Source organism: Salinisphaera sp. T31B1, assembly GCF_040361275.1.
GTDB lineage: Bacteria > Pseudomonadota > Gammaproteobacteria > Nevskiales > Salinisphaeraceae > Salinisphaera.
This window is the reverse complement of record NZ_APNH01000002.1, coordinates 452,525-465,734: the sequence shown is the minus strand read 5'-3', so window position 1 is coordinate 465,734 and position 13,210 is coordinate 452,525. Positions and strand designations below refer to the sequence as shown.

Below are 13,210 nucleotides of genomic sequence, written 5' to 3'. Positions count from 1 at the left end.
CGTGGTGCGACGAGGCTGGGCGGCACTGTGGGCATGCTCGACGATGGCTGCGCAACGCGATCTGGACAGAACGCGTGGAGGGCGTATCGATGGTTCGGTCGCGGCGCGCCGCGGGACATTTCGGGCGGGCGAGTTTTGGAACGTTTCGCCCCTTCTTCCGACGCGTGATTCGCGTGAGAATCGGCGTAGACCGGGATAAGCTATGACTCGTAGGCCGTGCGAGCTATGAGGTCCACGCTGATGCCAAAAACCTCCGTCTATGCCGTCATGGCCGAGCTGGCCCGCGTTATCCGAACCCCACCATCTCGCCATGTCGTAGAGGGCGACAGCTCTCAGGGATCATTCCGGCACTGGCCTCACGGCCCACTTCATGACGTCATCCAACCGATGTCGGAGCACGTTCTGATTGCGTCTACTGGCTCCATGCAGAGAGTGCAACGCCGGACGGGACGCCTCATTGAGCGCACCACGCTTCGGACGAATACGCTGACCATCATCCCCGCGGGCTCTTCTTCGCGATGGGATCTTGATGGCCCGGTAGACGTCATGCACTTCTATCTGCCTCCCTCGCTACTCGAGCAGACAGCCGAACAGCTCGAGCAAACCCCCGCCGACGAGATACGGCTGTGTACGGCTCGTCCGGACACCACGGCCTGCCAACTGCTTGCAATGATCATGTCGACATTGGATAGCTCGGCACCGGTCGACACTCTGTTTCGCCAGCAACTCACGTCGAGTCTCTTGGCCTACGTGATGAAGGCGCATGTCGGCATCACCCCAAGGCCCATCGCGGCGGCGGGCGGTCTCAGTCGGAGAAACTTAACGGCCGCTCTGGAGCGACTGGATTCCAGCTGCGATGAGGACGTGTCGCTCAAGGCGTTGGCCGAACAATCCGGCCTGTCTCCGTACCATTTCTGCCGCGCTTTCAAGCAAAGCATAGGCGTTCCACCACATGCTTGGTTACGCCAGCGCCGACTCGAACGCGCGAAAGACATGCTAAGGGATGCCGAGGTCCCGATTGTCGCGATCGCCGAGGAGCTGGGCTACGGCTCCCATACAGCCTTTACCGCTGCGTTCAAACGAATGACAGGCGTCACGCCGAGTCATTGGCGGCGAGAGCTGTAGTTTTTCGCAGCGCCGTTTCCCAGTAGCCAAGCGACACCGGCTGCGGACATAACAGCAATGGCGGTGTAACGCCCGCAACCGCACTGCACCACGACCGCGCCCCTTCCACTAATTTCTTCTCCTGAGCAGCAACCCGCTCGCTATCGCATTCGGCTCCAGCCAGGCGCGTGCAAATAGATTGCGGTAACACGCTGCTGAGACCGACGTGTGGCCTGTCTGAACGCAAGCGCAGACACGCCTCAGCGTGGCTTCACTGGCCACGTGCAAGGCAATTGGCACGAAGCGAACACACGAGTTTCGGCCATATCTCAAGTCAACAGGAGACAGCGATGAACTTGGAAAACATATCGAGCCAGGATGCAACGGTCGCGAGCCCGGAAGTGGAACGCGCAAGTCCGAACATACTCACACACGCGGCCAGACCGGCTCCCGAAGAGCTGGTGCCGTCGCGCTACGCGCTGAAGATCGGGGATATCGACGTGCTGGTCGTCAGCGATGGCGTGCTTCCGCTCCCGACCACCATGCTGGCCCATAACGCCGACCCGGCGGTACGCGCGGCCTGGCTGGACGATATGTTCCTGCCGCCTGATGCGTTCGACTGGTCACTGAACGTGGTCGTGGCGCGCAGCGGCAAGCAGACCATACTGATCGATGCCGGGCTGGGGTTGGACCCCGACCTGAACCTGCCGCGGGCAGGCCAGCTGATCAAGCGGCTGGAGGCCGCGGGCATCGATCTGGGCTCGGTGACCGATGTGGTACTTACCCACATGCATATGGATCATGTGGGCGGTCTGCTGGTCGACGGTGTCAAGGAGCGTCTGCGTCCGGACCTGCGGATTCACGTAGCGGCCGCCGAGATCGAATTTTGGGTCTCGCCCGATTTCTCCCGCACTGCCATGCCGACCGGTTTCCCAGACGCGCTTCGGGCAACTGCCAAGCGGTTCGTGGAAGCGTACGGTCACAATCTGCGGCCCTTCGATGAGCAACAGCAGATTGCACCGGGAGTGCTTGCCTATCGCACCGGCGGACATACCCCAGGGCACAGCATGGTCCGTCTTTCATCGGCCGGCGAAGGGCTGACGTTCGCAGGCGACGCCATATTCGCGGTCGGGTTCGAACAGCCCGAATGGCACAACGGCTTCGAGCACGACCCAGAAGAGGCGGCCCGTGTCCGGCTAGGTCTGTTGCACGAGCTGGCGGAAAGCGGCGAGTTCCTGGTAGCCACCCATCTGCCATTCCCATCGGTGGGTCGAGTAGCGGTCGATGGCGATGTGTTTCGCTGGGTACCGGTCTTCTGGGACTACTGACCAATTATTGGATTCTGGTATAGCTAGGGCAGCGTTGCTTATTTTCCACTTCTAGCCGTACGTGTAGACGCCGAACGACCAGCACAGTTGGCTCGTTCGGCGAAAACGCCACCCATATCTCTGTCTGCTCCGACATTTCGAGTGCATAATCGGCCTCGATTCCGAGTATAAGGCGGTGTCTTTTTTAGCAATTGTCTTAGCGCTACCGGTATCAACTAAATATCGCCTGACGCGTGCCTTTAGAACCTAAATGCGTTAAATGACATCAGTTGCGACGTCTGCTAATAGCCGATAGCCGACCTCACGCGAAGAACCGTCCCGCAGCCTTTACTACCCTAAGATACAAAGATCCGCCGCCGTTGCCCTATCGGCGCTCCTGGGCTAACAAGCCCGCGTGGGCGGCTGGAACGACGCGTGGGGCAACACGCCTAAGCCTGATCGAACGCGGCTTCGGATTCGTTGCGGGCCGTGGGCGCGCCCAGCTTTTCGAGCAGGGTATGGATGCGTTCGACGCGGGTTTCCACGTCCGGCATGTCGGTGAAGAACACCAGCCGGGCGTCGCCTTCGAGGCGGTAGGATTTCGCGTCGGCCTGGACCAGCGCGATCAGGCGGGCGGGGTCGATCCGGCTGTTGCGGGCGAAGTTGATCCGGCCGACGTCGGGGCCGGCTTCGATCTTGGCGATGGCCAGTGGACTGGCCATAAGCTTGAGCGCGGTCGCAGAAAACAGGGTTTCCGTGGCTTCGGGCAGCAGGCCGAAGCGGTCGATCAGTTCCACCTTGAGCGCGCGCAGAGCGCTGTGGTCCTTCGCCGAACTGATGCGCTTGTAGAGCACCAGCCGGATATGAACGTCCGGGATATAGTCCTCGGGCAACAGCGCGGTACTGCCCAGTTCGACTTCGGTGGCGCCCATCAGCTCGTCGGCGTCAGCCTCGGGCACTTCGCCTCGGCGATAGGCGCCGACCGCGCGATCGAGCATCTGGCGGTACAGGTCGAAGCCGATCTCCTGGATCTGGCCCGACTGACCTTCGCCGAGCAGCTCTCCGGCGCCGCGAATCTCCAGGTCGTGTGTGGCCAGCGCAAAACCGGCCCCCAGATCACCCAGCGATGCCAGGGCATCCAGACGCTTCTGGGCGTCGGGTGTCATCAGCGACTGCTCGGGCGTGAGCAGGTATGCGTAGGCGCGATGATGGGAGCGCCCGACGCGACCGCGCAGCTGGTGCAGCTGGGCCAGGCCGAAGGTATCGGCGCGGTCGATGATGATGGTGTTCGCACTCGGCACGTCGATGCCGGATTCCACGATCGTGGTGCACAGCAGGATGTCGAACCGACGGTGATAGAAATCGAGCATGGCCGCTTCCAGCTCTCGTTCGTGCATCTGACCGTGGGCAATGCGGATACGTGCTTCGGGAACGATCGCAGCGAGATCCCGCGCAGCGCGTTCGATGTCCTTGACCTTGTTGTGCAGGTAGTACACCTGGCCGCCGCGCCGCATTTCGCGGCGTACCGCTTCCTGAATCAGCGCGGTATCGGCGCGCGATACGAATGTCTGGATCGCCAGGCGTGATTCAGGCGGCGTGGCGATGATCGACAGATCGCGCAGGCCGGACAGGCTCATGTTGAGCGTGCGAGGAATCGGTGTGGCGGTGAGCGTGAGCAGATCGACCTGGGCGCGCAGGCTTTTTATACGCTCCTTGTGGCGTACGCCGAAGCGGTGTTCCTCGTCGACGATCAGAACACCCAGCTTCTTGAAGCGGATGTCTTTCTGCAGCAGCCGATGCGTGCCGATGACGATGTCGAGTTTGCCGCTGGTCATGTCGGCGAGCAGCGTTTCACGCTGCTTGCCCGTGCGTAGCCGCGAGAGTGCGGCCACCTCGACCGGCCAGTCGGCGAAACGGTCGGCAAAGTTCTGGTAGTGCTGCTGGGCGAGCAGGGTGGTCGGCACCAGTACGCAGACCTGATAACCAGCGGAGATCGCGGCGAACGCCGAGCGCAGGGCGACCTCGGTCTTGCCGAAGCCGACATCGCCACAGACCACGCGATCCATTGGGGTGGGCTTGGCCAGGTCGGCCAGCACCTCGTCGATAGCCCGCTGCTGGTCGGGCGTTTCGGTAAAGGGGAAGCCGGCGGCGAATTTCGCGTAGTCGGCTTCGTCGGGCACCATCGATACGCCTTCGCGTGCGGCGCGGCGGGCCTGGATTTCCAGCAATTCGGCGGCGACATCGCGGGCTCGCTTGGCCGCCTTCTTGCGCGCCTTGGCCCAGCGGTCGTTACCCAGCCGATGAAGCGGTGCGGTTTCGGCATCGGCGCCGGTGAAACGATGCACCAGATGCAGCGAGCCGACCGGTACGTAGAGCAGATCCCCACCGGCATACTCGATCGAGACGAACTCGTTCTCGACGCCGCCGGCGTTGAGCTTGATCAACCCCTTGTAGCGACCGACACCGTTGTCCTGGTGCACAACCGGGGCGCCCGGCGCGAGGTCGGTCAGCTCACGAATCGCGGTTTCCGGATCGCGCACCACGCGCCGGCGCCGCTTGGCCGGTGGCCGCGTACCGGTGAGCTGGCTTTCGGCAATGACGGCGATGCCATCACCGGCAAGAACACAGCCGGTCTCGAGCGCGGCACTGGTGACAGCCACGGATTTGTTCTGGGCCAGAAAGCTGGGCCAGTCCTCCACCCGTGCCGGGGCCATGCCCAGCGAGGTCAGCCAATCACGCAGCGCCTCGCGGCGGCCGGCCGAATCGCCGGTGATCAGCAGTCGGCCTTCGAAGCGTTCGAAAAAAGTCTTGAGCGCCTGGCCGGTTGCCACGATATCGTCGCCGGCCAGCGCGGGCACCGGCTCGACGTCGAAATGAACCGCCTCGGCGGGGCTGTCGCTGTCCATTCGTGCGGCGGTGAGGCCGTCGAGCCCGGTACGCAGGGTGGCCGGCGTGACGAAGGCCTCCTCGGGGGCCAGCAACGGGCGTTCCGGATCTACGCTGCGCTGTTCATGACGCGAGGCGATCGCGGTCCAGGCGTTATCGAGTGCGGCGTCCACATCACCCAGTTCGACGACCGCGCAGTCGCGGGGCAGGTAATCGAAGAGTGAGGCCGTGGTGTCGAAGAACAGCGGTAGATAGGACTCGATGCCGCCGGGCGGAATCCCGCGCGAGACATCACGGTAGATCACGCTGGCCCCGGGATCGCCATCGAAGCGCTGGCGGTATCGCTGCCGGAAAGACTTGATGGCATCGTCGTCCAGCGGAAACTCGCGTGCCGGCAGCAGACGGATGGACTCGATCCGGTCGGTCGACCGCTGCGAGTCCGGGTCGAACGCACGGATCGTATCGATCTCGTCGTCGAACAGGTCGAGCCGATACGGCGTGTCTGCACCCATCGGGAACAGGTCCATCACCGCGCCGCGAATCGCATATTCACCGTGAACGCGCACTTCGGAGACCGCGGCATAGCCCGCCGCAGCCAGACGTTCGCGCAGCGCGTGAAAATCCAGCGTATCGCCGACGCCGAACACCATCGCACGGGCATCGACGAACTCGGTCGGCGGCAGCGGCTGGAGCAGCGTATCGGCGGCGACGATGAGCACGCCGCGTGCCATGCCGGGCAGCGCGTGCAGCAATGCCAGCCGCTGCGAGACGATATCCGCATGCGGCGAGAACACGTCGTAGGGCAGCGTCTCCCAATCGGGGAAATGCCGGACGGCCAGCGCGTCGGCTGCGAAAAAGCGAAGCTCTTCCTCGAGACGATACGCGCGGTGTTCGTCGGCGACCACAGCCACGGTCAGCCCCGGATGCGACTGGGCAGCGGCGGCCAGGGCAATGGCCCCGGCGCAGCCGGTCAGCCCCTGCCAGCGATCATGTGCGGCGGGGGTCAGGGCCGGCGGGCCGAGCGCGCTGCAGCGCTCTGGATTGTCGATTGAGCCATCCACGAGGCGGCGGATTATTGCATAGTCCGGCCCACGCGCACGAGCCGGGCGTGCAGCGGCTCAGTCGCGAAAACGCCGAACCAGGTCGTCGAAGGCATCGATTCTCCGGTCACGAAGGAATGGCCAGACACGACGTACCTGTTCGGTGCGGTTCGGGTGGACGTCGGCGACCAGCAATTCGGGCTGTTCACCGGCCTCGGCCAGGGTTTCGCCCTGCGGGCCGAAGACGAAGCTATGGCCCCAGAACCGGATTTCGGTGTTGTCGTCGCCTTCGATGCCTACCCGGTTCGATGTGATCAGATTCAAGCCGTTGGCCACCGCATGGCCACGCTGTACGGCCTGCCAGGCGCCCAGCTGGCGTGCCTGCTCGGCCTCGTCGTCGGTCGCGTCGTCCCAGCCGATCGCGGACGGATAGATCAGCAACTCCGCGCCGGCCAGGGCCATGAGGCGTGCGGCTTCCGGGTACCACTGATCCCAGCAGACGAGTACGCCCAGCCGGCCGACCGAGGTATCGATCGGCGTGAAGCCGAGATCGCCGGGCGTGAAATAATATTTCTCGTAGTATTCCGGGTCGTCGGGAATATGCATCTTGCGATAGCGGCCGGCGAGCGAGCCGTCGGCATCCAGTACCACCGCGGTGTTGTGGTACAGCCCGGCCGCGCGTCGTTCGAACAGGGATGCGATGACCACCACACCGGCCTTACGCGCCGCCGCGGCCAGGCGCTCGGTCGACGGCCCGGGTACGGCTTCGGCCAGGTCGAACAGCGCTGGATCCTCGCGCTGGCAGAAATAGGGCGTGTTGTGCAGCTCCGGCAGCAGCACCAGCTGGGCGCCGGCGGCGCCGGCGCGTGTGATGTGCTCGACCGCGGTGTCCAGGTTGGTGGCCGGGTCCGGGCAGCAGGCGTATTGGGCGATGGCAATACGCAGAGTCTCTCGATCAGTCATGAATCACTCTAGACGGCAGGAATCTGCATCGCAGCACAGTGGAGGCCGCCGTGCTGGCGGATCAGGGCACGGCTGTCGATCGGCTCGACGACGCGGCCGGGGAACAGTTCGCCGATGACCCGCTGGGCCACCTCATCGGCCGGGTCGCCGAAGGCGGGCACCAGCACACAGCCGTTGGCGATCAGGAAATTCGCGTAGCCGGCGGGCAACCGGTGCCCGTCGTCCGGGTCGTGCACGGGCTGGGGCAAGGGCAGGGCGACGAGCCGATACGCGCGGTTGTCGGCGGTGCGAAGACCGGCCAGCTCATCGGCCATGGCCGCCAGTGGCTCGTGATGGGCGTCGGCCGGGTCGTCACAGGCTTGATAGACGATCGTATCGTCGGCCACGAAGCGCGCCAGAGTGTCGATATGGCCGTCGGTGTCGTCGCCGATCAGATCGCCGTGGGCGAGCCAGTGCACCCGCTCGATGCCGAATGCGTCGGCCAGCAGTGCCTCGGCCCGTGGGCGGTCGATGCCGGCGTTGCGGCGTCCGGCGATCAGGCAGCGCTCGGTGGTCAGAAGCGCGCCGGCGCCATTGGTTTCGATACTGCCGCCTTCGAGCGTCTGCTCGCGGCGGTCGAGCTGGCCCGGGCCGAATGCACCGGCTTCGAACAGTGTTGCCGTGAGGCGGTCATCGTTGTCGGCTTCGAACTGGCCGCCCCAGCCGTCGAAGCGGAAGTCGGTGAAAATTCGCTCGCCCGTGTCGACGACCGTGATCGGGCCGGTATCCCGGGCCCAGATATCGTTGTTGGGCGCAGACACGACCCGGAGCCGGTGGTGGCCCAGCTCGCCGAGCACCGGGTGGCCGGCGATACTGCTCAGCGCTTCGTCGTCGGCGGCAACCAGTATGACCTGCTGATGACCACAGAGCACGGCGGCCATGTCGGCGATCACCGCGCGCGCCGCGGCCAGGCCGTGCCCCCAGTCTGCGCCGGTTCTTGGCCAGACCAGCAGCGTGGCGTGTTGATGCGCCCATTCGGGCGGCAGATAACGACTCAAGGGGCGTGCTCCAGTTGGGCGGTATGCGCGATCGGTACCGGCGACTGCGGCACCACGGCATGCAGGACATGATCGTATTCGAAGTACAGTCGGTAGTCGGGATAATCCCAGCGGGTGATCGGTGGCTGACCTATGGCTGCGTGGCGTCGTAACGGTTCGCCGTAGCGCGAAACGACGGCGGTCATGCGCATGCCCCTGGGCGGGGTCTGGGGGGCCGCCGTTGAGTCGAGCCGGTCTTCGATCACACCGGGCGCGGGGGCATCGGCCGAGGCACGCGGGCCGGGCATCTCCACGACCGTGGACCGGGCCGGTCCCGGTTGCGCGCCGTAATCGGCCGGCTGGGCCAGGGCAGACACGCTCGACAGTGCCAGCGTCAGCCACACGATCTGAACTAAATCCCGTCGTAACGATCTCATGCGCATGCCCTGTTTCCCCGACGATGCATACCCGGCGCACCACCGCTGCGCCGTGGTGCACCATTATGCTTTAATGCGCGCCCATGTTTAGACCCCTCGAACTTTACGTCGGCCTCAAGTACACGCGGGCCAAGCGGCGTAACCATTTCATCTCCTTCATCTCGTCCATTTCGATGGGCGGGATCGCGCTGGCGGTGATGCTTCTGATCACGGTCCTGTCGGTGATGAACGGTTTCGAAGCCGAACTGCGCGACCGTATTCTGGGCATGGCCTCTCATGTGGAGATCTCCAACGGGCGCGGTCCGCTGCAGGACTGGCAGTCGCTCAAGCAGGAGGTCGATTCGCGGATTTCCGACGTCGACGGCGCGGCGCCCTATATCAGTGGGGAGGGAATGCTGCGCAGCGGACGTTCGCTGTCGGGCACGCTGATCCGCGGTGTGTTGCCCGAGCAGGAAAGACAGGTGTCTGATGTGGCCAGCCACATGGTCGCCGGGTCGTTCGATTCGCTGGCCGACGGCAAGTACCGGATCGTGATCGGCGCAGAGCTGGCCGCTCTGCTGGGTGTCGATGTCGGCGACAAGGTCGATCTGATGATCCCCGAGGCCAATATCACCCCAGCGGGCATCGTGCCGCGTTTTCGCCGTTTTACCGTGGGCGGCATTTTCCAGGTCGGCATGTACGAGTACGACCGCGGCATGGTGATGATCCACATGGGCGATGCGGCCACGCTCTATCACATGGGCCAGGGCGTAACCGGGCTGCGGCTGCATTTGAAGGACATGTTCGACGCGCCGGATGTGAGTCGGCAGCTCGAGATCATGCTGCCGCGCGGACGCCGCGTGTCGGACTGGACCCGCCAGCACGCCAACTTCTTCCATGCGATCGCCACCGAAAAGACGGTGATGTTCATCATCCTGAGCCTGATCATCGCGGTGGCGGCCTTCAATATCGTCTCGATGCTGGTCATGGTGGTTACCGACAAGCAGGGCGATATCGCTATTCTGAGGACGCTCGGGCTCACGCCGCGCTCGGTGATGGCGATCTTCATGGTGCAGGGCTCGCTGATCGGGGTCATCGGCACCGCGGTCGGCGTTGCCCTGGGCGTGCTGCTGTCGATCAATATCGAACATATCGTGCCGTTCCTGGAGAAGGTGCTGAATACCGACCTGCTGTCTGCCGATGTCTACTACATCAGCCAGCTCAAGGCCGAACTGCACGAGACCGACGTGATCCGCATTGCCGGCCTGTCGCTGGTGCTGTCGTTCTTGTCCACGCTCTACCCGGCCTGGCGTGCGGCCCGGGTCCAGCCGGCGGAGGCACTGCGCTATGAATAAACCGGCCACCGACGAGAACGCCACCAGCGTGCTTGCCTGCGAGAAGCTGTCGAAGACGTTCACGGAGGTACGCGAACCCGTGACGGTGCTTGATGCCATCGATCTGTCGGTTGCCCCGGGGGCACGGATCGCGGTGATCGGGGCCTCGGGTTCGGGCAAGTCCACGCTGCTGCATCTGCTGGGCGGCCTGGATACGCCCAGTTCGGGCTCGATCCGTATCGGCGGCCAGGACATGACGGCCCTGTCGAACGCTGCCCGCGGCAAGCTGCGCAACGAGAAACTGGGTTTCATCTACCAGTTCCATCATCTGCTGCCGGAGTTCACGACGGTCGAGAACGTGGCGATGCCGCTGCTGATCCGGCGTGGCAAGCCGCAGCCGGCGCTGGATGCAGCGCGTGATCTGCTCGAGCGGGTCGGTCTGGGCCAGCGTCTGGATCACAAGCCCACGGAATTGTCCGGCGGCGAACGTCAGCGAGCGGCCGTGGCACGCGCATTGGTCACGCGCCCGGCCTGTATTCTGGCAGACGAGCCCACCGGCAACCTCGATCACCGTACGGCCGCGAGCGTGTTCGACATGATGCTCGAGCTCAATGAGTCGTTGAACACCAGCCTGGTGATGGTGACCCACGACCGGCAACTGGCTCAGCGTATGGATGAGGTATGGACGCTCGCCGAGGGCCGGCTTGCCCCGGCACGTCTCGAGGAGTTGTCCTGATCGTCTGACCCGGCCATTGGCTGGGCGCGCCGCGCCGCCGCGTTGTAGGCTGGACCCATAACAAGAACGACGGCGACGGGGCGCGCATGGCCAGCGCGGACGGGGACAGGGCGAAGGCACGCCTCGCGAATGCCGGGCGCTGGCTGCGCGGTATCGAACAGGAGCCGCTGGCTCTGGCCATCGCCTGTATCGGTGGGGCGTGTTTCGTCTATTCCCGTGCCACGCTGCCACCGTTGTGGCCTTGTGTGCTCGCACTCGGCGTGTGCCTTGTTGGACGGTGGCCGGGGCGGGGTCTGATCGCTCTGTTCGTGATCACGGTCGCCTGGAGCAGCGGGTGGGCGCAGAATCAGCTGGATGGCCGCTGGCCGGCGGCGCGCCACGGGGAGGTGGTCTGGCTCGACGGCCACGTCACCGGCCTGCCGAGCCACGATACCTACCGGACCCGTTTCGAGCTCAGGCGCGACCGACCGCCGTATCGTGTTCGTCTGTCCTGGTACGAAAGCGCGCCGACACTCACACCCGGCCAGTGCATCAGCGTGCAGGCCAAGCTCGATGCGCCGCATGGTTCGGCCAATCCGGGCGCATTCGATTATGAAAGCTGGCTGTGGCGCCAGGGCATCGATGCCACCGGCTATGTGAAACGACAGCGGTCCTGCGATGCGCCGGTCGAAGGGGCGTGGGTCGACCGAGCCAGGGCCGCGGCGGCACGGCGTGTGGCCGTGATGCTGGACGCCGCCCCTATGACCGGCATCATCCAGGCCCTGACGCTGGGGGTGCGCGACCATATCAGCAACGACCAGTGGCAGGTTCTTCGGGCCACCGGTACCAGCCATCTGGTCGCGATCTCGGGGCTGCATATCGGCCTGATCGCGGGATTGGTGTTCTTCGCCATGCGCTGGCTGAGCCTCCGATTGCCAGGCCACCGGGGCGGCCAGGGTGCTGCGGTGGCCGCGGCATTGGTGTGCGCATTCGGCTATGCGCTGCTTGCCGGCTTTGCCTTGCCGACCCAGCGCGCGCTGGTGATGGTATCGATCGCCTTGCTGGCGGGGCTGTCCATGCGCCGCGTCAGCGCATTGCGCATGCTTGCCCTGGCCGCGATCGCGGTCGTGTTCTGGCAGCCGTCGGCGGTCACCGCGCCGGGGTTCTGGCTGTCGTTCGGTGCCGTGGGGTGGCTGATCCATCTCAGCCGTCTGGTCCGCCATCACAGCCGCCTGGCCGCGCTCGTCATCCTGCAGTTGGGGCTGGTGGCCGGTCTGATGCCGGTTACGTTGTGGCTGTTCGGGCAGGCGTCGCTGGTCGCGCCGGTCGTGAACGCGGTGCTGATTCCGCTGGCCGTGGTGCTCGTGCCCCTGCTGCTGGGCGCTGTGCTGCTTGCCTTGATCTGGCCGGCGGTGGGCGCACCGCTGCTGCGCGCGATCGCCGCAGGCATGGAGTTCGGCTGGCACGGCCTGGCGCGGGTGGCCGATTGGTCGTGGGCAGCCATCCATTTGGCGATACCCGGGGCGTTTGCACTGGGTCTGGCACTTGCCGGACTGGCGCTGCTCACCTTGCCGCGCGGGATACCCGGCCGATGGCTGGCCGTATGGTTTCTGTTGCCCGCACTATTTGGCTGGCGGCCGGCCGGGCAGGCAATCGAACCGGGCGGCTACCGGCTGACGGTCCTCGATGTCGGCCAGGGACTGGCCACGGTGGTGCGCACGCGTGCCCATACCCTGGTGTTCGACACCGGGCCGTCGTACCGGACCGGCTTCAACGCCGGGGATGCGTTCGTGGTGCCCTATCTGCGCCAGGTCGGGCGCGACCGTATAGACCGGCTGATCGTGAGCCACGCCGACAACGACCATATCGGCGGCGCCGAGGCGATCATGGCCGGCCTCGAGGTCAGCCAGCGCTGGGGCGCGATCGGCCGGGATTGTCACGCCGGCGAGTCCTGGACCTGGGACGGGGTCGAATTCGCCTTTCTGTACCCGCCGGCCGGCCAGGATGTATCGGCGCCTCGCAACGAACGCTCTTGCGTGCTGAGAATCGGCGGGCCCGGCGGCAGCGTGCTGCTGACTGGCGATATCGAAGCGCCCGCCGAGCGAGCCCTGGTGTCGACAGAACCGGGCCGAATAAAGGTAGACGTGCTGCTGGTCGCACATCACGGCAGCGCGACGTCCACTTCGCCGGCTTTCGTGGCCGCAGTGGCACCGAGCTACGCGCTCATCTCGGCCGGTTGGCATAACCGCTGGGGGTTTCCGGCGGCTGCCGTGGTCGATCGGCTGCGCCGACAGGACGCCCGCCTGGCCGATACCGCCACCGGCGGCGCCTTGAGCGTGCGTGTGGGCGCCGAGCGCGGGCGAATCACCGTATCCCGGTGGCGCCGCCAGCATCGCCGCTTCTGGCAGGTACCGTGAACGGGTGGTCGT

General features: G+C 65.1%; 9 protein-coding genes. 5 read left to right on the top strand and 4 right to left on the bottom strand.

Annotation, left to right across the window (positions count from 1 at the left end):
* Positions 1 to 225 precede the first annotated feature (225 nt).
* Together T31B1_RS09015 and T31B1_RS09010 are read left to right on the top strand one after the other, a co-directional pair.
* Positions 226 to 1,125 carry a helix-turn-helix transcriptional regulator gene (locus T31B1_RS09015; RefSeq protein WP_353249150.1) on the top strand — a complete coding sequence of 300 codons (900 nt, stop codon included), beginning with the start codon at positions 226 to 228 and terminating at the stop codon, positions 1,123 to 1,125.
* 329 nt (positions 1,126 to 1,454) lie between these two features.
* Entirely contained in the window at positions 1,455 to 2,432 is a 978-nt protein-coding gene (locus T31B1_RS09010; RefSeq protein WP_353249149.1) for an MBL fold metallo-hydrolase, read from the top strand.
* 428 nt (positions 2,433 to 2,860) lie between these two features.
* Here the strand turns inward: T31B1_RS09010 and mfd are convergent, their stop codons facing one another.
* Genes mfd through T31B1_RS08990 form a run of 4 tightly spaced genes read right to left on the bottom strand, consistent with a single transcriptional unit; the run spans position 2,861 to position 8,753 of the window.
* Entirely contained in the window at positions 2,861 to 6,358 is a 3,498-nt protein-coding gene (gene mfd / locus T31B1_RS09005) for a transcription-repair coupling factor (RefSeq protein WP_353249148.1), read from the bottom strand.
* Positions 6,359 to 6,415: 57 nt separating this feature from the next.
* Positions 6,416 to 7,300, bottom strand: a complete 885-nt coding sequence (locus tag T31B1_RS09000; protein ID WP_353249147.1) for a carbon-nitrogen hydrolase — start codon at positions 7,298 to 7,300, stop codon at positions 6,416 to 6,418.
* An 8-nt stretch (positions 7,301 to 7,308) separates the two neighbouring features.
* Complete coding sequence (locus T31B1_RS08995) at positions 7,309 to 8,337, bottom strand: agmatine deiminase family protein (protein WP_353249146.1); 1,029 nt, start codon at positions 8,335 to 8,337, stop codon at positions 7,309 to 7,311.
* Positions 8,334 to 8,753, bottom strand: a complete 420-nt coding sequence (locus T31B1_RS08990) for a hypothetical protein (protein ID WP_353249145.1) — start codon at positions 8,751 to 8,753, stop codon at positions 8,334 to 8,336. The genes T31B1_RS08995 and T31B1_RS08990 overlap by 4 nt, the downstream gene beginning before the upstream one ends.
* An 83-nt stretch (positions 8,754 to 8,836) precedes the next feature.
* Here T31B1_RS08990 and T31B1_RS08985 point away from each other — a divergent pair, with 83 nt between their 5' ends.
* From T31B1_RS08985 to T31B1_RS08975, 3 genes are all read left to right on the top strand, one after another.
* On the top strand, positions 8,837 to 10,087 hold the full coding sequence (locus tag T31B1_RS08985) for a lipoprotein-releasing ABC transporter permease subunit (RefSeq protein WP_353249144.1): 1,251 nt from the start codon (positions 8,837 to 8,839) through the stop codon (positions 10,085 to 10,087).
* Positions 10,080 to 10,802 (top strand): lipoprotein-releasing ABC transporter ATP-binding protein LolD, encoded by a 723-nt coding sequence (lolD, locus tag T31B1_RS08980; RefSeq protein WP_353249143.1) that lies wholly within the window; start codon positions 10,080 to 10,082, stop codon positions 10,800 to 10,802. Before T31B1_RS08985 ends, lolD begins: the two co-directional genes overlap by 8 nt.
* A gap of 86 nt (positions 10,803 to 10,888) precedes the next feature.
* On the top strand, positions 10,889 to 13,198 hold the full coding sequence (locus T31B1_RS08975; protein WP_353249142.1) for a DNA internalization-related competence protein ComEC/Rec2: 2,310 nt from the start codon (positions 10,889 to 10,891) through the stop codon (positions 13,196 to 13,198).
* Positions 13,199 to 13,210 lie beyond the last annotated feature (12 nt).

Bases quoted from the DNA above. Each gene is read 5' to 3' on its own strand.
- T31B1_RS08990 (WP_353249145.1), bottom strand. From the start codon at position 8,753: ATGAGATCGTTACGACGGGATTTAGTTCAGATCGTGTGGCTGACGCTG.
- T31B1_RS08975 (WP_353249142.1), top strand. From the start codon at position 10,889: ATGGCCAGCGCGGACGGGGACAGGGCGAAGGCACGCCTCGCGAATGCC.
- T31B1_RS08985 (WP_353249144.1), top strand. From the start codon at position 8,837: ATGTTTAGACCCCTCGAACTTTACGTCGGCCTCAAGTACACGCGGGCC.
- T31B1_RS09015 (WP_353249150.1), top strand. From the start codon at position 226: ATGAGGTCCACGCTGATGCCAAAAACCTCCGTCTATGCCGTCATGGCC.
- lolD (WP_353249143.1), top strand. From the start codon at position 10,080: ATGAATAAACCGGCCACCGACGAGAACGCCACCAGCGTGCTTGCCTGC.
- T31B1_RS09000 (WP_353249147.1), bottom strand. From the start codon at position 7,300: ATGACTGATCGAGAGACTCTGCGTATTGCCATCGCCCAATACGCCTGC.
- T31B1_RS09010 (WP_353249149.1), top strand. From the start codon at position 1,455: ATGAACTTGGAAAACATATCGAGCCAGGATGCAACGGTCGCGAGCCCG.